This window comes from Armatimonadota bacterium, from assembly GCA_039679645.1.
Taxonomy (GTDB): Bacteria; Armatimonadota; UBA5829; order UBA5829; family UBA5829; genus UBA5829.
In genome coordinates this window covers 48,755-69,949 of record JBDKUO010000030.1, presented here as the reverse complement: position 1 = coordinate 69,949, position 21,195 = coordinate 48,755, and the positions used below count along the sequence as shown (strand labels likewise).

The 21,195-nt window shown below is 48.3% G+C and carries 20 protein-coding genes; 18 read left to right on the top strand and 2 right to left on the bottom strand.

Features of this window, described 5'->3' with window-relative positions:
• Positions 1-177 precede the first annotated feature (177 nt).
• On the bottom strand, positions 178-576 hold the full coding sequence (locus ABFD83_06345) for a hypothetical protein (GenBank protein ID MEN6356690.1): 399 nt from the start codon (positions 574-576) through the stop codon (positions 178-180).
• A 68-nt stretch (positions 577-644) separates the two neighbouring features.
• Between ABFD83_06345 and ABFD83_06340 the strand changes: the two genes are divergently transcribed.
• Positions 645-893 carry a hypothetical protein gene (locus tag ABFD83_06340; GenBank protein ID MEN6356689.1) on the top strand — a complete coding sequence of 83 codons (249 nt, stop codon included), beginning with the start codon at positions 645-647 and terminating at the stop codon, positions 891-893.
• A gap of 88 nt (positions 894-981) precedes the next feature.
• On the opposite strand, the gene ABFD83_06335 is transcribed toward ABFD83_06340, so the two are convergent.
• Positions 982-1,350, bottom strand: a complete 369-nt coding sequence (locus tag ABFD83_06335; protein ID MEN6356688.1) for a hypothetical protein — start codon at positions 1,348-1,350, stop codon at positions 982-984.
• Between ABFD83_06335 and ABFD83_06330 the strand changes: the two genes are divergently transcribed.
• From ABFD83_06330 to ABFD83_06250, 17 genes are all read left to right on the top strand, one after another.
• A complete protein-coding gene (locus ABFD83_06330) occupies positions 1,326-1,691 on the top strand; it encodes an AAA family ATPase (GenBank protein MEN6356687.1) in 366 nt (121 codons plus the stop codon). The genes ABFD83_06335 and ABFD83_06330 overlap by 25 nt on opposite strands.
• 368 nt (positions 1,692-2,059) lie before the next feature.
• Positions 2,060-3,145 (top strand): UDP-N-acetylglucosamine 2-epimerase (non-hydrolyzing), encoded by a 1,086-nt coding sequence (gene wecB, locus ABFD83_06325; GenBank protein ID MEN6356686.1) that lies wholly within the window; start codon positions 2,060-2,062, stop codon positions 3,143-3,145.
• Between the two features lie 30 nt (positions 3,146-3,175).
• Positions 3,176-3,757 carry an acyltransferase gene (locus tag ABFD83_06320; protein MEN6356685.1) on the top strand — a complete coding sequence of 194 codons (582 nt, stop codon included), beginning with the start codon at positions 3,176-3,178 and terminating at the stop codon, positions 3,755-3,757.
• Between the two features lie 314 nt (positions 3,758-4,071).
• Positions 4,072-5,682, top strand: a complete 1,611-nt coding sequence (locus tag ABFD83_06315; protein MEN6356684.1) for an exosortase/archaeosortase family protein — start codon at positions 4,072-4,074, stop codon at positions 5,680-5,682.
• Between the two features lie 297 nt (positions 5,683-5,979).
• Positions 5,980-7,332 (top strand): O-antigen ligase family protein, encoded by a 1,353-nt coding sequence (locus tag ABFD83_06310; protein MEN6356683.1) that lies wholly within the window; start codon positions 5,980-5,982, stop codon positions 7,330-7,332.
• A gap of 2 nt (positions 7,333-7,334) precedes the next feature.
• Positions 7,335-8,495, top strand: a complete 1,161-nt coding sequence (locus tag ABFD83_06305) for a glycosyltransferase family 4 protein (GenBank protein ID MEN6356682.1) — start codon at positions 7,335-7,337, stop codon at positions 8,493-8,495.
• Positions 8,496-8,516: 21 nt separating this feature from the next.
• Positions 8,517-8,822, top strand: coding sequence for a class I SAM-dependent methyltransferase (locus tag ABFD83_06300; GenBank protein ID MEN6356681.1), 306 nt, complete (start codon positions 8,517-8,519; stop codon positions 8,820-8,822).
• A gap of 445 nt (positions 8,823-9,267) precedes the next feature.
• Positions 9,268-10,437: a glycosyltransferase family 4 protein gene (locus tag ABFD83_06295; protein MEN6356680.1), complete on the top strand. Its 1,170-nt coding sequence runs from the start codon at positions 9,268-9,270 to the stop codon at positions 10,435-10,437.
• A gap of 2 nt (positions 10,438-10,439) precedes the next feature.
• Positions 10,440-12,275 carry an asparagine synthase (glutamine-hydrolyzing) gene (gene asnB, locus ABFD83_06290; GenBank protein MEN6356679.1) on the top strand — a complete coding sequence of 612 codons (1,836 nt, stop codon included), beginning with the start codon at positions 10,440-10,442 and terminating at the stop codon, positions 12,273-12,275.
• Between the two features lie 29 nt (positions 12,276-12,304).
• Positions 12,305-13,447 carry a hypothetical protein gene (locus ABFD83_06285; protein MEN6356678.1) on the top strand — a complete coding sequence of 381 codons (1,143 nt, stop codon included), beginning with the start codon at positions 12,305-12,307 and terminating at the stop codon, positions 13,445-13,447.
• Positions 13,448-13,487: 40 nt separating this feature from the next.
• The gene (locus tag ABFD83_06280) at positions 13,488-14,645 is read left to right on the top strand and encodes a glycosyltransferase family 4 protein (protein MEN6356677.1); all 1,158 of its coding nucleotides are present in this window, start codon (positions 13,488-13,490) and stop codon (positions 14,643-14,645) included.
• A gap of 14 nt (positions 14,646-14,659) precedes the next feature.
• Positions 14,660-15,751 (top strand): UDP-N-acetylglucosamine 2-epimerase (non-hydrolyzing), encoded by a 1,092-nt coding sequence (gene wecB / locus ABFD83_06275; GenBank protein MEN6356676.1) that lies wholly within the window; start codon positions 14,660-14,662, stop codon positions 15,749-15,751.
• On the top strand, positions 15,748-16,686 hold the full coding sequence (locus ABFD83_06270; protein MEN6356675.1) for a Gfo/Idh/MocA family oxidoreductase: 939 nt from the start codon (positions 15,748-15,750) through the stop codon (positions 16,684-16,686). Before wecB (ABFD83_06275) ends, ABFD83_06270 begins: the two co-directional genes overlap by 4 nt.
• A 13-nt stretch (positions 16,687-16,699) precedes the next feature.
• Positions 16,700-17,806: a DegT/DnrJ/EryC1/StrS family aminotransferase gene (locus ABFD83_06265; GenBank protein MEN6356674.1), complete on the top strand. Its 1,107-nt coding sequence runs from the start codon at positions 16,700-16,702 to the stop codon at positions 17,804-17,806.
• A gap of 106 nt (positions 17,807-17,912) precedes the next feature.
• On the top strand, positions 17,913-18,599 hold the full coding sequence (locus ABFD83_06260) for a formyl transferase (GenBank protein MEN6356673.1): 687 nt from the start codon (positions 17,913-17,915) through the stop codon (positions 18,597-18,599).
• Positions 18,587-20,008, top strand: a complete 1,422-nt coding sequence (locus ABFD83_06255) for a hypothetical protein (GenBank protein MEN6356672.1) — start codon at positions 18,587-18,589, stop codon at positions 20,006-20,008. The genes ABFD83_06260 and ABFD83_06255 overlap by 13 nt, the downstream gene beginning before the upstream one ends.
• Positions 20,005-21,171, top strand: a complete 1,167-nt coding sequence (locus ABFD83_06250) for a glycosyltransferase family 4 protein (protein MEN6356671.1) — start codon at positions 20,005-20,007, stop codon at positions 21,169-21,171. The genes ABFD83_06255 and ABFD83_06250 overlap by 4 nt, the downstream gene beginning before the upstream one ends.
• The last annotated feature ends 24 nt before the right edge of the window (positions 21,172-21,195 follow it).

Sequence of the window (21,195 nt, the reverse complement as noted above, 5' to 3'; positions counted from 1 at the left end):
GCTTTTATTGGGGTAGATTTTTTACTTTTTCCGCACATTGAATACTTGCCACGCTCACTGCTTGGGGCTTTTACTTTCTTTGAATCAACAGAATTGAGATCAGTTACAGATAACGCAATTGCCTCAGTAATCGATAGTAACGCGAATATCAGGACGATGAATTGTAAGGTCACAGTGTCAGAGTATGCCTAACTCCATCCGCTGGCTTTCCCAACTAGGGGGCATCTTCCCCTCCAGCATTGTCAGCGACAACCCACATGGCTCCTCGCCCATAAGAATAGCTTCGACAATATCCGGCGCAAGCAGCGTAAGCCTCATCAACCGTGCGGCAAACGAGACATCCAGACCAATCTTTCGTGCAAGGTCTGAGATTGAGGCGAACTTGCCTTCATCCAAGAGTCTTTGCCACCGATATGCCCGGGCCAGGGCAATAACAAGCGCCTCCTGATGAGATTGGCTCATAGGCGCTTCACCGGCAAACGCCTGCAGAAGAATTACCTCCTTCCGACCACAGCGCTTCTTGAGTTTTAGCGGCACGCTGACTGTAATTCCCTTGTCCAAGGTGCTTGATGTCATTTCGCATAAGCCCTTTCATGTAGATTTGTGGTATCATCAAGCTCGCATAGCAGCGAGTGCAGACCATTGTGCCGGATTTGAATGTCCATTCCATCCGTATTTACAACCACACGCTCTATGAGCAGTTGAACGATTCGCGTCTGTTCAAGCGGAAAAAGTTCGTCCCAGACAGGGTCAATACGACGCAGAGATTCGGCGACTTTCCTCTCGGATACAAGGTTTGCCTGGACTGCCTGTATATTGTCGCCGACATCTCGAAGCCTGTGCTGGGTGTGTCAACGTCGGTGAGATTTTGCCCAAAATCGGCGGTTAAATAATGTACAATACCGACGGTTTAGTAGGCTGTTGGTTCGAGTAAAGCATTGTTAACTTGCACTTTCTGTCTCAGGTATTCCTTTCGTTCTTTTAGGCGATAACTTTTGCCTTTGATGTGCACGACACTGCAGTGGTGAAGTACGTAGTCCAGATCGCCTTGGAGTGATCCATCTTGAGCAAAGCCGCCAATACCAGATGACCAAAAGATGGAGTGGCTGTTTTGACTATATTATCTATGTACAAGCGCCTATCGGCCTCTGCTGAATAGGCTTGTTCAAAGTAGAACGCATACTCGTCTGGTGAGTTCTCGCATGGGTATCCGTCTTCAGTTATGAAGTAGGATTGGATACCTGGTGTGATCCGACAGGCATACTGCGTGGTGGTGACTGTCTTAGAGAAGAATGATATCGAGGCGTTCAGTATCAACGTAAGCGATGAGTTACTTTTTGCAACAATCAAAGCAGATCCCAATTTCCGGATACAGGAGACGGCAATTACAGCCGACCCGGACCGGCAAGTATACCAAGACCGTGCCCACGCTGCCGGATAAAGCCAGGAAAATTGTCCTCGGCCTCGTCGACATGGTCCTATACTGCGACATCGAGACGACGGCTGGTCCCGATGGCAAGATGACCGCGCGGCGTGTCAAGCGTACCAAGCCCAGCCTGAACTACGAGGCGGGCGACCGCACCGGCAGGCTCCCCGATGTGATCGATCTCGACTACACCAAGTTCATTGAGGCGTTCAACGCCACAGCAGACACCAAGAAAGCACCCAAGGAGGCAAGGATGCGCCGATGATTGCCGAATGACACAGCATGACGTTCAAAGGACTTCGCGGCCTCGAAGGCACCATCATCGGTTTTGGACTCTGCTGCACTGCGCCTAATTCTGCCATGTGATTGGTTTATTGTCGAGGCCGCATTGAACCAGCTTTACTGCATTTTCCTTTAAGTTATTGCTGTACTTCCATCGTTACAAAGTTAACCTCTATTAGATTCATTATGGCGCTCTAACTTTGTGTCCGCCTTACATAGTATAGCCCGAGGCTAATTGGCTTTTCCATAAAGGACAAATATCGAGCTAATGCAGGCAGTTCTATATGACCTGTCCATAATCAGTCTCGACACAACGAAGGAATAGAATTGCCTTGTGGATAAATCAACACTATGAAAATATGCACTATAGTCGGAGCAAGGCCTCAGTTTATTAAAGTTAGCCCGGTCAGCTTGGCTTTGAAATCCGCAGGACACACGGAATTCCTCATTCATACAGGCCAGCACTATGACCATGGCATGTCGCAGGTGTTCTTTGACGAGCTGGGAATCAAGGCTCCTGACATAAACTTGGGAATAGGCTCAGGCTCACACGCTGAGATGACGGCGAAGATGCTAGTCGGGATTGAAAAGATAGTCTTGGAACAGAAGCCGGATTGGGTGCTGATCTATGGCGATACCAATTCCACTCTTGCAAGTGCACTTGCCGCAGTGAAAGTGCACGTCCCCGTCGCGCATGTGGAGGCCGGCTTGCGTTCATTCAACAGACGAATGCCTGAAGAAATCAACAGGATTGTAGCCGATTCAATCTCAGACGTGCTCTTTGCTCCAACACAGGAAGCCGTCAAAAACTTGCGCAACGAAGGCGTAACGGCAGAACGAATCCATATGGTAGGAGATGTAATGTACGATGCAGTTCTGCTGCATGCGAGCAGAGCGGACCGTGAAAGCCGAATTCTGGAGCAGTTGAAGCTGAGCAAGGGGAAGTTTGTGCTTTCTACGGTGCATCGTGCCGAAAACACTGATGAACTGGACAGGATCCTCGCAATCGTGGACGGATTAAGCAGAATCGCCGAAGATATCCCGGTGGTCCTTCCGCTGCACCCCAGAACACACAAAGCGCTTGAACGCAATGGTCTACTTGGGGTTGCAAAGAGAAGTCTGAGATTGATAGAGCCGGTCGGTTACCTGGACATGGTCAAGCTGGAAAAGAGTGCGGCACTGATAGCCACGGACTCCGGCGGGGTGCAAAAAGAAGCGTTCTTCCACAAGGTTCCGTGCGTTACATTGCGGGATGAGACCGAATGGGTGGAACTTGTTGAGATGGGCTGGAATTGCATTTGCGTTCCGACATCTGCTGATCTTGTCGCGGATACGGTGCGTTCCATGATGGGCACAGTTGGTCGGGACGAGCACCCATATGGCAATGGCGATGCATCTGAAAAGATCGCTGACATTCTCGATAGACCCAGGCAATAATATAACGTCTGAGAGGTAGGGGTATAAGCTATGAGCGACTATTTTGTGCACGAATCAGCATATGTCGATGAATGCGCAAAAATCGGTAAAGGCACGAAAATCTGGCATTTCAGCCATATCATGTCCGGCGCGGAAATCGGCGAGGGCTGCAATCTCGGCCAAAACGTCTGCGTAGCGCCGAACGTCAAGGTTGGCAACAAATGCAAAGTGCAAAACAATGTGTCGATCTATGAGGGGGTAGTACTCGAGGACTTCGTGTTTTGCGGGCCAAGCATGGTCTTTACCAATGTTATTACTCCTCGTGCCGAATATCCCAGAGCGTCGAGCAAACACTATCACAAAACACTAGTTAAGCGTGGCGCAAGCATTGGAGCAAACGCTACCATACGATGTGGCATCACATTGCATGAGTGTGCTTTTGTAGCCGCAGGGGCGGTCGTTACTAAAGACGTTCCCAGCTATGCTCTGGTTGCAGGAGTTCCAGCGAAAATTATAGGTTGGATGAGCGCCTACGGCGACATTATGGATTTCTCAAAAAGCGACACATTCACCGACAGCATCGGGCACACATACAAAAAGATGAGCGACACCGAGGTCATAAAGATAGGCTGAAACAGTTATCATTACTCTTGATTTGTGTGTAACATGCCATAATAATGTAGTACGTCACCAGCGAAGGACCCCGCGTTTACGCATATTATGGCATTGCCGCTTGGACGGGTCTATGTGGTTATTACTCCAAAAGCATAATGCCAAACGTAAAGCAAAGTACGAGCTGTAATCAGTATTTCAAAAATATGGAGGCTCGCCATGCTTATCCGGTAACGAATGCGCAAGAAATTGCGTAAGATAACTTAGTGGCTTTGTTGAGTGTTACGCAAAATCGACTTCATTATCAGACTGAATGTGCTTACTTGAGGTGAGACTTGAAGAAACGACCCAAAGAAACCGCTTTCGCCAAAACCATGCGTGTAGGATTGCCGTGGATTATTGCGGTTCTGGTCATAGCGTTGCTTTATCGTGATCAGTTCAGTTTTTACTGGCAAGATTGGAATCGAAAGTACGGTTATTATTCTCATGGCATGCTGGTTCCTCTGATATCTGCATATATGATTTGGGCTAACAGAAAGCGACTGAGAGTTCATGAAATGTTGCCAACCTGGCTTGGAACGCTCCTGATACTGCCCGCAATCCCACTGTATATTTTCGGAACATGGACTGGCTCTGGCTTTTTGGTCGATGCTTCATTAATGCTGGTTATCTTTGGCTGCGTATGGTCGTTTTGCGGCTCCAAGATTATGCGCATTTTGGCTTTTCCGATCATATACCTCGTATTCATGATGCCGCTGCCAGGAACGGTGCTGGATGAAGCCACTATGCGTATCCAGGGACAATCTACTCATCTGGCAAGCATTATTCTCAATATCAGCGGATATTCTTCGCAAGTGATCGGAGCAAATGAGATACACTCATCCTATCTGCCTGGCCCACTTGTAGTCGGCGTTGCATGCAGCGGTTTCAAACTGCTCATATCATTGATCACGTTTACGGCATTCTTCGTATATATGCTCCAAGCTCCTGCATGGAAAAAGGCTGTGCTTGTAGCGTTCGCAATCCCTTTGAGCGTCTTCATAAACTCCCTAAGGATAGCGATGATCGGATATGCAGGCATATGGGTTGGCACTATGGATGCCATGCATGAGTTTCATGATTACAGCGGGTATTTGGGCCTTATTATGTGTTTCGTGATACTGTTTGGATTTGCAAAACTGATCAAGGCCAGCGAATTCGGCTTTAATGATAAACCGACACAATCCAAAGAAGCTCATTCTGGATCCACGCGGTCTAAAACCGGTATATGCGCCTTACCGACGGCGGCATTGCTGGTCATGTTTGTTTTTGGAATGTTCATTACTCCACTGGAAGTTACGGCGAAAGGCCAGCTCACAAGAAGCAATATATCCAATGGTTTCGAAGAATGGTCATCACAAGATCTGTCTGTTAATAGTCGTGTGGCTAAAGAACTCAACACGGCGGATTTGCTGCAAAGAGTTTTCACGAGTGAGGACGATGGCAGGCAAATCGAGCTTTTCATGGAGGCAGCAAGAGATACAGACGCCTTTCATAATCCGATGATGTGCATTCCGGGCTCCGGAAGCGGGATATCCGACAGGCGAATGATCCGCTTGGATATAAAAAAACCAAGGCCGATGAAAATTAATGCCAGCCTGCTCAAGGTATGTAACGCAAACGGTCAGGAAGGTTACATCATTTACTGGTATATGATAGGAACCAACACGTTCCCCACGACATCGGATATACGCAGTTATATGCGTATTCTTCAGATGAAAGATATATATAGCGCAATAACGATGTTTTCCCGGCGCGATTCATTGCGCCGGGAAATGCAGGAAAGACAAGCTTACTGGTACAGGTTCTATACCGGTTCGTTCGATTCGGAAGAAACCGACATTGCATTTCTCAAGTCATTCATTATCAAACTCATAGGGCGTAATCCGTCATTTGGAGAAAACTAGTTGCAGGCTATTCGCGGGCTCATAGCCTTTATCGCAGGTGTCCGGCGTTTGAATATGACTACAAATGTAAAGCCCATCTTTGCAAATATGAGGACTGCGGCTGCCCCGGGCTGGCGGAAGCTGGTCCGGGCTGCCATAATAGCGATGGGGCTGATAGTGTATATATTGGCTGAGTGTCTGCTGTGTTATGGCATTATCCATTCCGCATTTCTCTTTATTATCACGGCATTGGCTTCACTTTTGTTTGTGTTTCTGGCTTTTGTATGCCCTACACAGATGTTCGTCTTTTGGTTGATTATGTCGCCGATTGCATCGCTGCTTTTCCACCTTGATTTTGGCGCCGACATACCGGCCATAACATTTGACAGGGTCATCATAAACTGCCTTGCACTTGTTATGCTGACTAGGCACCTCAGCGAGCGAAGCAAATCCCCTAAACCTATTGCAGGGGAAATATTTATGTTGGGCTTTGCTTTATATGTGCTGTTGTCGATACCATTCTTCCCACACAAATCATATATAAGCTCGTTCAACAGTTTTCTGGGCCGAATCGGTGATATCGTACTGCTGTATTATGTGGCTAAGGCCTGTATTATCGAGAAGCAACATATTTACTGGGTTATTGGGGGCATTCTAGTAGTTGCCACATATTCGGCCATTCTCGGTGTATTTGACCAGGTGCTTGGTGAGTGGGCCTTGTTTCACCTCATTGGAATCGAGCGTCCAATGATTTGGACTGGCGGTTCCGAAGCAGGGAGATCGTGCGGACCATTTGCAACACCTTATGACTTATCAATATTATTGGCAATTGGGGTATTTCTTGCATTCCACGTCATAAACTGGTCCCGCAACAAATTAACACGTGTTGTCTGCGTGCTGTTGATCCCATTGCTCCTTATCGCCTGGTATTTCACCTATTCACGTTCGACTTATATCAGTTTTCTATTGGGTATTGCGCTGATGCCGTTTTTGGCGTACCGATCAAGAAAGAGATATATTGAAATACTTATCATCGGTGCGCTTTTTTTGGCGATAGCAATGCCTATAATACTGCAGAAAAGCGCAATGCAGAAACGTCTTTTGGATCCGACTAACGCCATGGGAAGACTTATTACAGATGTGGCCTTGTGGAATATGTATAAGTCAAATTTCTGGTTTGGTGCCGGGATGGGACAAGCTTGGGAACAAGTCGGAAAATACGCCGTGCCGGCTTATGGTATCCCAGGATTTGAGGTGTATCAAGGTATAGGCTCGTGGCCGTCCAGAACCAATCTTGTCAAACAGTTTTCGCCACACAACACCCAGATCACATATCTTGCAGAGCATGGAACTATCGGCGGGTTGCTTTTCTTCCTCATGATCATCTTATTTATGGTATTCGTGCTAAAAGCCAGGGGACAAATGCCACATAACGGCATAGTGGGCAGTGAATTGGCAAGTGTTATATTTGTGTCTTATGTCGGAGTTGTGCTGTTCACCTATTGGTTTGGGTTCTATGACGCCACAAAGTTTCCGACTCTGCTTTTGTACACTATGGTTGCCCTCATCGTAAAAGCGAAGCAATTGCAAGATATGGCAGCCAATAAGCCCGAGAACAATATTGACCTGCAGTATTCTTCGCAGAGCAGGGCTGTGGAGGATACGAAGTAGATATGGCTGAAAACGGCACTAGAGTTGCAATGGTCGGGCGCTACCCTCGCACACCAGGTAAACCCGGCGGTGGTCCCGAGACAGTGGCAGAAATTTTGGCAGATGGACTTGCTCGATCCGGACAGATAGAAGTTCATTTCATCACCAGTGTCACTGGGCTGGATCAAAAGAAAATACTCGTCACTGACGCGGGGACGACTGTTCATTACCTGCCATCTTGCGGCAGGTTGGAAACTGTGACAGGTTACTGGGTGGATTGCCGGAGAATCCGTCGTGAACTGCGAACCATACTACCTGACATTGTGCATGTTCATACTACGTTGAATTATGCCAGAGCCGCTCTGGAGCGTGGCTATCCGTCAATACTCGCCATCAGAGGAATTCATCGCCGCGAGACACCGTTTCAAAAGGGACTGTCGAGGCTCCAATTCATGCTAGGCGACCTATATGAAAACGATGCGATTCGGCGGGCAAAGCATCTAGTCTTTCTCAACAGATATACTATGAACACAGTCCACGACCTAGTAGGAGATGCTGAAGTACGTTATATAGATAATCCGGCGGATGACAGTTTCTTTGATATACCAAACAGCGAGGAAGATGGTAGAGTGTTGGTTCTCGGGATGATCCGACGTCTCAAAGGGCAGGAATATGCGATCCGTGCTGTAGCAAAGCTCAGGGCAAGAGGCATCAGAACGAGTTTGTATTGCGTTGGTCCAGTCCAGGATGCAGACTATGACAAAGAAATACGCAATCTGATCCGAAACGAGAATGTTGAGGACTGCGTGTATCTGCCAGGCAATGCCAATAGAGCGCAAGCACAAATGCAGCTTTCCAAGGCGCAAATACTATTGGTGCCATCGATGGTTGAAAACGCACCATTGGTCATATCCGAAGGCATGGCTGCAGGCAAAGCGATAATCGCCACGCCAGCCGGAGGAATTACAGAAATGATTGACAACGGCCGGGATGGTATAATTGTGCCATTTGCCGACAGTGATGCAATGGCCGACTCAATTCAATCACTTTTAAGTGATCCTAAGAAACGTGCATCAATATGTACAGAGGCCAGGCGTACAGCCGAAAAACGTTTTCGATTGAGCGTGTCTGTAGAGAAGACTTTGAATTATTACCGATCCATGCTGCATGTGGCAAACAAGTAAGATTTGAAAAATGATTCAAAGATGCCAATTGATACAGCTTGGAAGAATGCAGTTGAAGCCAAAATCAAACCATATGGAAAACGCAAGTGGGAGGATATTGCTATTGAGTATGGGCGCCAAATAATATCAGACAAGTCAAAGGCTCATGTGCTGGAAGTCGGCTGTGGTGAACGTTCTTTCTTGAGCAGAAGCATCCGCCAGGAACATCCAGACATATGGGTGGTTGGAATCGATATTAATGACTACTGCCTGTGCACAAGGACATTGATGAAGTCAAAGTTGCTTCGATATATGACATTCCGTATCCCGGCGAATCAATGGACTTAGTGATAAGTGCTTGGGTATTGGAACATCTGGATGATCCAGAATCTGCTCTCAGAGAGATATATCGGGTGCTTAAGCCCTGAGGAGCTTTTGTGTTTTGGACGCCAAACAAATGGAATCCTGCAATGATTGTCTCGACTATGACTGGCGAGAAATTCTCCACATTTGTACGCAGGCTGATCTACTGTAGTGAGAGCGAGGACAATGGTCACACTTACTACAAGATCAACACGCGAGGCACCATACACAAAATAGCGGCGCGTGTCAATATGCGTGTTGAATCCATCAACATTGCGAGTGGAGCGTATTTGTATTTTAGGATAAACAAGCCGATTTGGTTGATGGCATGCATAATGAATAAAGTTGCGTTGATTTGGCCCTTACGGCTTTTAGGTTTGACAATTCTTGCTGTGTTACGAAAACCTGAGTTAGAATCAGAAAAAAGCGAATGATGAAATGCGAGACAATCAAAATACTAATGGCTGGATGGTATCCGCTAGATGCAGACAAGCTTTATGGGGGTCCGTATTACAATACGTATCTCCAAGTCCGCACTCTGATCGAGCACCCAGATGTGCGGATTGAGGTAATCACCCGCAGTCAGGACTGCAAACAAAACCGCACGATATATTCGGACGGGCTTATCATTCATGTCGTCGCCGAACCGTCGAGCAGGATCGTACCGCGGCAGTATACGATGGTGGCCAAAGTGGCTCGCGCAATGCAAGGGCTCCACCCCGACATAGTTATCTCACACAACCGTATCGAAACCCTTGCAGCGCACAAAGCAGGGCTGCCCACGGTATATATTCGGCATGGAATAACAAGGCATGAAACCAGACTGGCTCATGGTTTCGATAAATTGGTTGGAATACTCGGCGACATGGTTGAACGAAAAGCCTTGAGATCTGTTGGGGACGTGATATGCATTTCCGACTATGGCATCAGAGCCAGCTGTGAGGAGACATCTGCCAAAATTCATAAGATCAGCTATCCGATTGTTGAGGATGAGTTCTTTTCATGCCCAGAATATAGCTCGGAAAAGGGAGTGCTTTTTGCGGGCGTCATAAATCCTCTGAAGAATTTGTTGACTTTGATAGAAGCCTGGCCGGCAGTGCTTTCAGACAATCCCCAGGCGCATCTTCGAGTATGTGGAAGGGTTTCGGACAAGCACTATTTGTTACAGGTGCAGGAGCGTATAGCATCTTTGGGTATTGAAGACAGTGTGGAACTGCTCGGGCTTGTCGGGCGGTGCGAACTGATGAATCTTATGCGGGACTCGGCATGCCTTGTGCTGCCTTCCAGACAAGAAAACATGCCCAATGTCATTTCACAGTCTCTGGCATGCGGCAGGCCGGTTATAGCGACCGCAGTTGGCGGCATCCCAGAAATGGTAGACGACGGTGTCACGGGGTTCATATTGGATACGCCGGACAATGTCGGTGGTTTTGCGGATCGCATTGGCAAACTGCTGAGTAATCCCGCGCTCACCCGGCAAATGGGAAATGCAGGCAAGCAGGCAGCTTTGAAGCGCTTTGAACGACATGCTCATATCGAACAACTGCTGAATATTTGTAAAAAAGCTATGGCATCCCAGCAGGTTATTAAAAGGATGTAAACATGTGTGGTATTGCAGGTGTGGTCGGCATCGGTCAAAATGACAAACTGGAGCAGATCGTTCACGACATAGTGAACAGCCAACATAAACGCGGGCCCGACTATAATGCCGTCGAGCGCTGGACTTCGGACGGCATCGACATCTCGTTCGGACATAATCGGCTGGCTATCATAGACCTGTCGGAAGTCTCAAACCAGCCAATGTGGGATATCCAGAGACAGTGCTGCGTTGTCTTCAATGGTGAGATATACAACTACCTGGAGATTCGTGACGAACTGCGCTCTCTTGGTCATTCATTCAAGACAAACGGGGATACAGAGGTCATTCTGGAAGCCTACAAGCAATGGGGCATTGAGGCGGTGAACAGGTTCATAGGTATGTTCGCATTCGGCTTGTGGGACAATCAAACGCGGCGCCTGTGGCTGGTTCGTGACCGCTTTGGCGTCAAGCCTTTGTTCTATGCTGCCGATTCAAAGACTGTGTATTTCGCTTCCAGCGCCGGAGTCATTGCGCGTCACCTTCATCTCAAGCCTAATCTGGAATACCTTGCCGCAGGTATCGAGTTCATAACCTATGAACGCGACAATGATATCTGTCAGTTTGAGGGCCTGCACGCTCTACCTCCTGGGCACTACCTGGAGGTATCCTTCTTAGATAAGCCAGATGCCTCATTTCATCGTTATTATAGCCTTGAAGAACGTGTCCAAGCGATGCGAGAGGATCTTGCGTCTTGCCCTGTAAACGATCTGGTGGAGCGAGTTCGCGAGTCACTGGAGTCTGCTATAGACCTGAGACTTCGCTCAGACGTGCCGGTAGGAATATCCCTCAGTGGCGGGATAGACTCTTCCACCGTTTCAGCAATGGCTATCAGGAAAAATCAGGCACTCATCGCATTTTCATACGGGAACGCAGATGATGCGTTCAGCGAGGGAAGACAGGTAAAGCAAGTGGCGGACTTCGTGGGAATTGACGTCGTCACTGCTTGGCCGGACGCAAAGACAGTAATCGATGAGACATGGGAAACACTGGAGGACCAGGGTGCACCGTTTCCAAATACGAGTATGGTGGCTCAGCACATGGTCTTCAAAGAGGCCCGAAAGAACGGTGTGATCGTGCTACTTGGCGGACAAGGCGGCGATGAAGCACTGATGGGCTATCACAAATTCAAAGTCTTTATGCTTAGAGAAGCGTTAAGGAGGAAAGACGTGTCGACTGTTCTGGGACTGGCTGCGGGAATCATTCCTACGATGATTGCAGAGGCCGTCGACCTTAGAGCCTACTGGCAACGACGCGGAAGGTTCGCAGGACATGAGATCGGTCGTTCGATACTGAGCAGGCGGGAAAATGCAGGTGAGGTCACTGCTGGGCTGAGAACACTCGAGAGCGGAGTAAAAGCTCAAATTCTGGATGTCACCCGGTTTAGTCTGCCGACACTGCTCAGATATGAAGACAGGAACTCTATGGGCAACAGCATAGAAAGCAGGCTTCCGTTCATGGACCACCGTTTTATGGAGCTCGGCATAGCTATTCCGGACGCGGTGAAGATTAGATATGGTTACGGGAAATGGGTTCTTCGTGAGATAGCACATGGACTCATTCCGGAACACATACGTTCGGCACGCAGAAAGCGCGGATTCGACGTTGAGCAGGGTCAGTGGCTCGAAGAAGGCTTGGGCGATTCCATCCGCGAAAAGCTGAAAGAGAGGGCATCGCGGGTAAGCGAGTATATTGCCCGTCCGCTGGACATAGACGCCGATTACTCCAATGAACGGCTCAAAAACAGCAGGATAGCCTTTGGCGAGGCGATGACTTTGATTTGGCTAGGCAATGTTGGTTGATACATAAACAACTACCTCAGGAAACAAAGATGACTTATGATATAACAGACCAGTTGCGCTCCAGTTGCTCAGACGCGGCGCAGAAACTCTACGACCACATCATCAATTACGTCGATGAGCAGGGAGCTCTGCGTGGCCCAGATTCCGGAGTGAGATGGAATCTACGAGTCGGCCGTTTTGTGAAATCATACCTGCCGTTCATATCTTGGGGTGATTCCGAACGCTATTTCGTGCAGGCGCAAGCATATTGGATATTCAGCAATGTGGCGCTGCAAGAGCGCACGGGTGATGCCAAGTATTTGAATACAGCGCACACATGCGGTGAGGTTTTGCTAAATAGGCAGTCACCCGAAGGATACTGGGTATATGATGACGCAGGCTGGAGTGGCAGGATCAGTTCCGTGGATGGCTGCTTCGGAAGCTTGGGGCTTCTCAGGCTGTTTCGGATGACGAAAGACCCTCGGTATCTTGACGCCGCGATCCGCTGGTATGAGTATATGACCAACAGGGTTGGTTTCCAGAAGCTGGACGAAGAGTCTGCATCGCTCAGATACTTTGCCAATTATGGCCGTGGAATGGTGCCGAACAACTCGACTTTCTGTTTATGGCTGCTGGGAGAACTCAAAGGCGCTACTGGTGATGACCGTTTCATAGAGCACTCTCCAAAACTGCTGAATTTTCTGGGACGGTGCCAGACAAAATCCGGAGAATTTCCATATTCCATAAAAACTGAAGAAGGCTACGGTCGGGATCACTATCTGTGTTTTCAATATCATGCTTTTCAGTTTCTAGACCTTGCCAGATACTATGAGATAACAAAGTGCGAGCGTGTACGTGCTATAATGGCCAAGGTGACGAATTTCTTATCCGGAGGGCTAATAAAAAACGGTGACGCAAGGTTCAACTGCTTTAAAACACGGCCGATGGTTCCATACTACACAGCCGTGGTATCGGCGGCTTTGCTATCGGCATCAAGGCTGGGCATTGGAGACTATTCCTATCTGGCCGAGCGGGGGCTTTCCAGACTGATTAGCCTGCAACACCGTGATGGAGGCTTCGATTACTCGACCGGTAATTATCTTATTTTGAAAGACCGCAGAAGCTACCCTAGAATGCAGGCAATGATCTTGCGGCACTTGTTGCTCTGTGCTTTCGGCGAGGTTGCTTCGTAGGTTCGTGCCATATTATTTATTTGAACTGGGAGCTGATTATTTGATACGCGTTTGCCATATTGTTCAGTCATACTATCCGCGCGACCCGCGCATACGAAGGCAGGCCGAAGCGCTGGCCGAAGCTGGCCACTGGGTGGTTGTTTACTGCCTTCGCGGACCAAAGGAAGCGAAAACTGAGGCGATAAACGGCGTACGGGTTGTAAGGCTCCCCCTTTCAAGAAAGCGCGGCAGTAAACTACGCTATCTTTTTGAATACATGGCGTTCTTTTTGATGGTGAACCTCAAAATGTGCAAAAAGAAGTTCGATGTGGTTCACGTGAGCAATCTGCCCGACTTTCTGGTCTTTGCTGCGCTGGTGCCGAAGATTCTTGGTGCTAAGGTCATACTTGATGAACACGATCCCATGCCGGAGCTTTTCGTATCCAAATATGGCATGTCACCAGAACATCCCGTAATTAAGATACTTAAATGGCTTCAGAAGATAAGCATGAGGTTCGCAGATCGCGTGCTCACTGTAAACGATGCTATGCGTGAACTCTTGGAACAACACACAGGCGGCAGACCTGTCGATGTTGTGATGAACCTGCCGGACGACAAGCTCTTTCATGCCGATCGTGAAAAAGACTGCAGCAATGCTTCTAGCGGCACATTTACTCTGCTTTATACAGGCACTGTGTCCAGAATCTACGGGCTTTCAATGGTGATTGAGGCCGTGGCGTCCGTGAAATCCGAAATACCCGGACTCCGCCTGAAGATTGCCGGTGAAGGAGACGATCTTCAGGCGTTGTGCGAACTCTCCGAGCAGTTGGACATTGCCGATTCGGTGGAATTCCTTGGAATTGTTTCCTTCAAACAGATACCTGAATTGATCTTGCAAAGTGATGTAGGTGTTTCAACATTGAAGCTCGATCCATTGACCGACCTATGCTTCAACAATAAAACAGCAGAGTATATAGCTATGGGCCTGCCGGCAATAGTCACACGAACGAGAACCGTCGAGAAATACTATCCGGAGGGCATAGTACGGTTCTTCGAGCCCGGAAATATGGAATCATTTAGTAAAGCAATCGTCGAGTTGTACGCTGATCAGGAACTCAGACAGCAGATGTCCCGTAAAGGTATTGAGTTTAGCAAACGATCGAACTGGTCTACCGAGAAACAAAAGTATTTGGATTTGATCGAGAGCTTGGCACGATAAGGCTGGAGGTTGAAATGAAAGTCCTGACGGTCGTCGGAGCGCGGCCTCAGTTCATAAAAACCGTGCCTATGACTGCTGCGCTGGAAGCCGCAGGCTGCCGGCAGGTGATCGTGCATACGGGTCAACACTATGACTACAGGCTTTCACAGATATTCTTCGATGAGTTGGGCATTCCCGAGCCTGACGTGAATCTGGGAGTGGGATCGGGTAAGCATGGAGTGCAGACTGCGGGTATGCTCGTCGGGCTGGAAGAAGTGATCCAGCAATACCATCCCGATTGGGTGCTGCTGCATGGAGACACGAACTCAACTGTTGCGGGGGTGCTTGCTGCAACTAAACTGCATGTGCTCGTTGCGCATATAGAGGCCGGGCTGAGATCGTTTAACCGCAAGATGCCTGAAGAGATTAACCGCATTGTAGTGGACGCGATATCAGACGTTCTATTTGCTCCAACTGAGGAAGCTGTGCACAACCTTGAACATGAGGGTGTTAACGGTGAAAGGGTGTATCTCGTCGGCGACATAATGTATGATGCTGCCCTGATGCATTCCCGGCGCGCCGAACAGTCCAGCGGTATTCTCAAGAGGTTGAAAGTTGAAAAGGGCGGGTTCATACTGGCAACCGTGCACAGAGCAGAAAACACAGACGATCCACGACGTCTTTCTGTCATATTCGACGGACTTAGGCAGGTGGCAGAGACTATTCCGGTTGTGCTGCCTCTTCACCCCAGAACGCGTAGTGTGTTGGAAAGGCTGGACATTCTCGATACAATCGAACGAGAACTGGCTGTGATCGAGCCTGTCGGCTATATAGATATGATTATGCTCGAAAAGTCGGCAGCGGTTGTCGCGACAGATAGCGGTGGAGTGCAGAAAGAAGCGTTTTTTCATAAAGTGCCATGTGTTACACTCAGGGATGAGACTGAGTGGGTCGAACTGCTGGATATGGGTTGGAACAGGATATGCCCTCATTCCAGCGCAGACGATGTGGCGGATACGATAATATCGGCTATAGGGATACAAGGCCGGCCTGGCAAACCATACGGTGAAGGCAGAGCTTGTGATAAAATAGTAACAGCACTACTTGAAAGGAAAATATCGACATGAGAGTGGCAGTAGTAGGAGTCGGTGCTTGGGGCAAAAACCACGTCAGAAATCTGCATGAGATGGATTCACTGGGCGCAATTGTAGAGGCAAGCGCGGAAACTAGAGCAGCCTTGAAAGATGAATATCCGGGAGTACCGGTTTGGGAAAACATTGATAAGCTACTCGAAAGCGACATTCCGGCCGCTATCGTTGTAACACCCGCCCTCACACATTATGATATCGGAATAGAACTGCTGCAGGGCGGCAAAGATGTGTTCATCGAAAAACCAATGACTCTACGCGCCCTTCATGCCGAAGATCTAGTAGACACGGCTGATAAGCTCGACCGGGTGCTTATGGTCGGACATCTGCTGCTGTACCAACCGGCTATACAATGGATGCGAAGCGCGCTCAATGACGGGATGATCGGCAAGGTACACTCAATTCACCAGCACAGGCTTGGACTCGGAAGAGCAAGAAGTGCCGAGAACGTTTTATGGAGTCTGGGTGTGCATGATGTCGCCGTGGTGCTGTATCTGCTGGGTGAATCACCTACCAAACTGAACATTACGGGTCACAGAGTGCTGCAAACTGATGTTGAAGATGACATATATCTGCACCTGAGTTTCCCGGAATGCGTGCAGACCCACTTGCACTGCTCCTGGTTATGGCCCAAAAAAGACCGTGGGATGGTCATTGTCGGCAAGGATGCGATGTTGGAATACAACGAAGCCGACCAGGTTGTCACACTGCACAAGAAGACTATCGGAGCCGACCTGAAAAATGCTGATAACGGCAGCGAAGTCATATATCAGGGCAGCGGACAACCGTTAAGATTAGAGCTGGAGCACTTCATCAAGTGCTGTGAAGAACACCAGACCCCTATCTCCGACGGCAGGAACGGCTTGGAGGTCATTCGCATAATGCAAGAAACAATCGAGAAATTGAGATCGTAAGGGGGTTGATACTATGGCAAAGATACCGCTTTTGAATACCCGTCCCGAAATAGACTCGATATGGAACGAATTGATGCAGGAACTGGAAAAGACAATCAAGAGTGGTCAGTTCATTATGGGGCCAAATGTGAAAGCATTCGAGAGCGAAGTCGCTGCGTGTTTGGGCGTAAAGCATGCCGTCGGATGCAATTCAGGCACCGATGCTTTGGTGCTTGGTGTTCGTTCACTTGGACTGACTGCGGGCGACGAGGTCATCACTACACCGTTTACATTCTTTGCTACAGCCGAGTGCATCAGCGTTGTCGGAGCAAAGCCGGTGTTCGTAGACATCAACCCGGTCACGTTCAATCTCGACGTGAACAAGGTCGAAGAAAAGGTCACAGACAGGACCAAGGCGATCATTCCAGTGCATCTTTACGGGCATTCCGTGGATATGGATCCACTGCTCAGAATTGCTGAAAAGCACGGTCTAAAAATTCTAGAGGATGTCGCTCAAGCGTTCGGCAGTGAGTACAAAGGAAAGAAAACCGGCACGATCGGCAATGCTGGCGCATTCTCGTTTTTCCCGTCCAAGAATCTTGGCGCATTCGGCGACGGCGGAATGTTCGTCACTAATGACGACGACCTGGCGGCAAAAGCTCGAATGCTCAGAGTTCACGGCGCGTCCAGAAAGTATTACAACGAGGTGATAGGTTACAACTCCAGACTCGACGAACTGCAGGCGACTATTCTTCGCGTGAAGCTGCCTCATATAGAGGAGTGGAACGAGGGCCGCAGGCAGGCAGCCGCACGCTACAACAAGCTGCTTGCCGGTATTCCTGGGCTGATTACTCCGTCTGAGGCTGCTTATACAAAGCACGTATATCATCAATACACTGTCCGATTTCTCGATGGCAAGCGCGATGGAGTTCAGAAGTCGCTGGCAGAGTCTGAGATCGGCAGTTTTGTATATTATCCAGTTCCACTGGACAGGCTGCCGGTGTATTCATGTATGGACTGCGGCCCCTTACCCAACTCGGATATGTGCTCCAGTGAAGTGCTGAGCTTACCCATATGGCCCAAGATTGATGAGCGAACGCAGGCGGCCGTGGTTGAACAACTGAAGGCGGGTTTGGGTTAGGTCTATGACGGCAGAAATCAAAATAGCTTTTCTGACAAATTGTTGCTCGCACGGCTCCGCCTTATTGGAACAGTTCCGTGAGCGGGGCATTCCAATCAGTGCCATATTGATAGATACCAATGTCGGCTCGGCAAAAAGCCTCATTCGTCTGGCAAAACAGGAATATGCTAAGCATGGGTTGCCTGGACTTTGCAGTAGAGTATGGAACAAGGCCAACAAAGTGCTGCCTCTGCCGCATCATCAATATGAGTGGCAGGGTGTCGATTACTACCGTCAGTTTTCACCTGTAGTCAAGACTGTGGAAAATTTCAACAGTCCCGAAAGTGAACAATTACTACGCTCGATGGCACCCGACCTGCTTATACTGGGCGGTTCCAGAATTATCAAAAGCAACATTCTGTCCATACCAAAGATGGGAGTGATCAACGCACATCCCGGTCTATTACCCAAATATAGGGGCGTGGATGTGATTCCCTGGGCAGTGTTGCAAGGCGATTCTGTTGGTGTGACAGTACACTATGTGGATGTCGGTGTCGATACTGGTCGAATATGCCGAAATGAGGTTGTCAGTCTTCAGAAGGGCGATACATTCGAAGTATTGGCTAGGCGTGTCGAACAAACGGCGGGCAGGCTGATGGGAAGTGTCGTAGCGGAACTGATGGAAAACGGAAAGCTATCGACTATTGAAAACGTGAAGCAGGAAGGCAGGCTTTACAAGGGTATGGACAAGGCATCCTACCGACAGGCCAAGCGCCAGCTTGCCAAAAGGATAGGAAAAGAATGCGCAGGCTGACGTACATATCCGAAGATTCTTCTGGCGTAAGCGATTACTGCTTAGGGTTTATATTTGATACACTCGGAGTTCCTTACCTAAAGCTGAACCAAAGTGATCGCACCAAATCCGTGGATATTTATCATGGAAATTCCAACTCAAAAGTTCAATGCTCGATAAGGATTCCTTTTCAGTCTGAGGACAGACTATGGAGCGATATGATTCTCGCTCAAAGCCCAAAGCAGTATCTGAACAGAGAGCTTCCATTTGACCTGGTGAGCGCAATTGGAGCGTTTCTGACCGACGAAGTCAATTCTGATACCAGCCATGTTGCATATGACGACCACGACCGGCTGAAATATTCGTCCAGCTTTCAACAGCAAAATAACGTAGCGGACAAACCTATTGTGAATATGTATGTGACATTCTTGGGATCTGCTATTGAGGAGATGATCGGGCTTGCGGGCTCTCCATTATGGCCACAAGGCAGAAAGTGTGCAATCGGTCTTTCCCATGACATAGATATTCCCGAAAAATATGCGTTCGTGGACAATTTTCAGCTTTCTGTGCCAATCAAGCACAGTTTGCCTGCTTACGCCGCAAAGTATTTGTATTTGAGGGCCAAGCGCATAGCCGATAAGAATCCTGATGAATTTTGGACGTTCCCTGGAATCCTGAATGAAGAGACACGTCGTGGTTTTACATCGACGATGTTTTTTGCATCGACAAACACATTCGGTAAGTGGGGATCGTTTGACGATGTAGCCTATGATATACACAGTGATAAATATCATCGGATATTTGCGGAGCTTCTTGACAAACATTTCGATGTAGGTTTGCATGCGGCTTACAACACATTTTTCGCAGAAGACAGATTCGCTTCGGAAAGACAGCGGCTCTCAGAAGCGGCAGGCACGGATGTGATCAGCCTGCGGCATCACTACTGGCATCTCGGCAGTAATGTTGAACAAACACTTCTGATGCATTCAAACGCCGGATTCCGCTGTGATTCTTCGATTGCGTTTGAAGAACAGATGGGATTTCGCCGGAGCATAGCCTTGCCCTATTATCCTTGGATATCTAGAGCACAAAAGCGAACCAATTGCGTGCAAATGCCTGTGTTTTGTATGGACGGCAACCTGACTTATAATGACGGTAATGTCGATGAGTCATTAGGGCAAATTTCGAAATATGTGTCGACCATAAAGAAATGGTCTGGCTTAGGTGTATTTGACTGGCACGAGCGTACGTCGCACCCGAGTTGTGAAAAATACAGCAGGTGGGGAGAGGCATACCTTAAAACCCTAGATATGCTTGCTTCCGATAATGAAATATGGGTTGCTAACCTCCGTGAGATAACGGACTGGCTCGACCACAGGCGAAAGTGTCTCGGCCTTGACGTGAAAAAAGATAGCGAGGGCACAACATGACTGTCGCCTACATACTTTCTATGATTCAGGGCGGAATTGTAGCATGGAACTATCGTGAAATAGACGTGCTGATGAAAAATGGAGTCGAAGTCGTCGGTTTTCCGCTTGCATGGAGGCCAGGCCCTTACATGCCCAAGGACGGATGGCATTTCATAAACATCACTGTGGTCGGAACACTTCTGGCTCAACTAAGCGCGTTTTTCAGGTCACCCGTAAAATACATATCGCTTTTGAAGCTGGCAATCAGAATGAAGTGCGTTGACTCTTTTGCAATCGCATGGAACATATCACGGGAGATGCATCGCTTCAAAGTGCAGCACATTCATTCTCATTTCGGTGATAGAAAGCTTTATACGGGATATTTCTGCAGCAGAATACTCGACCTGCCTCTGACGGTGACGGTTCACGCTTATGAAATACTCTGTAATCCCAATCCCGAAATGTTTAAATTGGCGGCCTCTCACTGCAAGAAAGTTGTCACGATCTCTGAGTTCAACAAACGTGAGCTTGTACGTGTTTTTGGAATACCCGAGGATCATATTGAGGTAATTCATATACACGGTGACATGTCAGACGAGCGTATGCGCAAAGCCATAAAAATTCTAATTGTTGCCAGTTTTACCGAACAGAAGGGATTTGATATTCTATTTCGCGCGCTTAAAACACTCGGCAGGGATGATATTGTTGTATGGGTTGTCGGAGAAGGCCCTCTTGATGTCAAAAAGATGGCTGAAGACGAAGGTGTTTCTCAACAAACGGTATTTCTGGGCAGATTGGGCGAAGACATACTGAAAATACTCTATGACGCTTGTGATTTCTTCGTTTTGCCGTCAAGGACTACACCCGATGGACTGCGTGAAGGCATTCCAGTATCCATTATGGAGGCTATGTCACGCCATAAGGCAGTCATCAGCACAAATCATGTTGGCATACCCGAACTGGTACCGGAAATCATCGTTGATGAAAACGATGCCGACGGATTGGCTGTGGCAATAGCGTATCTTGCGGATAACCCAGACGAGCGGATCCATATGGGCAATATCAACTATGATGTCATCAAGCGGGACTTCTCGGATGATGCAGTGCTCAAACTCTGTGATTTGTTTAGAAGCAGCATATCCGAAAACCAGAAATTGCAGGCAATAAACAAGACAAAAAAATGACCTTGCCGATAATGCATTTTTAAG

What these genes read in the sequence shown, in the direction of transcription:
- ABFD83_06345 (MEN6356690.1), bottom strand. Translation starts at nt 576, where the DNA reads ATGACATCAAGCACCTTGGACAAGGGAATTACAGTCAGCGTGCCGCTA.
- ABFD83_06330 (MEN6356687.1), top strand. Translation starts at nt 1,326, where the DNA reads ATGAGTTACTTTTTGCAACAATCAAAGCAGATCCCAATTTCCGGATAC.
- wecB (MEN6356686.1), top strand. Translation starts at nt 2,060, where the DNA reads ATGAAAATATGCACTATAGTCGGAGCAAGGCCTCAGTTTATTAAAGTT.
- ABFD83_06320 (MEN6356685.1), top strand. Translation starts at nt 3,176, where the DNA reads ATGAGCGACTATTTTGTGCACGAATCAGCATATGTCGATGAATGCGCA.
- ABFD83_06310 (MEN6356683.1), top strand. Translation starts at nt 5,980, where the DNA reads ATGTCGCCGATTGCATCGCTGCTTTTCCACCTTGATTTTGGCGCCGAC.
- ABFD83_06305 (MEN6356682.1), top strand. Translation starts at nt 7,335, where the DNA reads ATGGCTGAAAACGGCACTAGAGTTGCAATGGTCGGGCGCTACCCTCGC.
- ABFD83_06300 (MEN6356681.1), top strand. Translation starts at nt 8,517, where the DNA reads ATGCCAATTGATACAGCTTGGAAGAATGCAGTTGAAGCCAAAATCAAA.
- ABFD83_06295 (MEN6356680.1), top strand. Translation starts at nt 9,268, where the DNA reads ATGATGAAATGCGAGACAATCAAAATACTAATGGCTGGATGGTATCCG.
- asnB (MEN6356679.1), top strand. Translation starts at nt 10,440, where the DNA reads ATGTGTGGTATTGCAGGTGTGGTCGGCATCGGTCAAAATGACAAACTG.
- ABFD83_06285 (MEN6356678.1), top strand. Translation starts at nt 12,305, where the DNA reads ATGACTTATGATATAACAGACCAGTTGCGCTCCAGTTGCTCAGACGCG.
- wecB (MEN6356676.1), top strand. Translation starts at nt 14,660, where the DNA reads ATGAAAGTCCTGACGGTCGTCGGAGCGCGGCCTCAGTTCATAAAAACC.
- ABFD83_06270 (MEN6356675.1), top strand. Translation starts at nt 15,748, where the DNA reads ATGAGAGTGGCAGTAGTAGGAGTCGGTGCTTGGGGCAAAAACCACGTC.
- ABFD83_06265 (MEN6356674.1), top strand. Translation starts at nt 16,700, where the DNA reads ATGGCAAAGATACCGCTTTTGAATACCCGTCCCGAAATAGACTCGATA.
- ABFD83_06255 (MEN6356672.1), top strand. Translation starts at nt 18,587, where the DNA reads ATGCGCAGGCTGACGTACATATCCGAAGATTCTTCTGGCGTAAGCGAT.
- ABFD83_06250 (MEN6356671.1), top strand. Translation starts at nt 20,005, where the DNA reads ATGACTGTCGCCTACATACTTTCTATGATTCAGGGCGGAATTGTAGCA.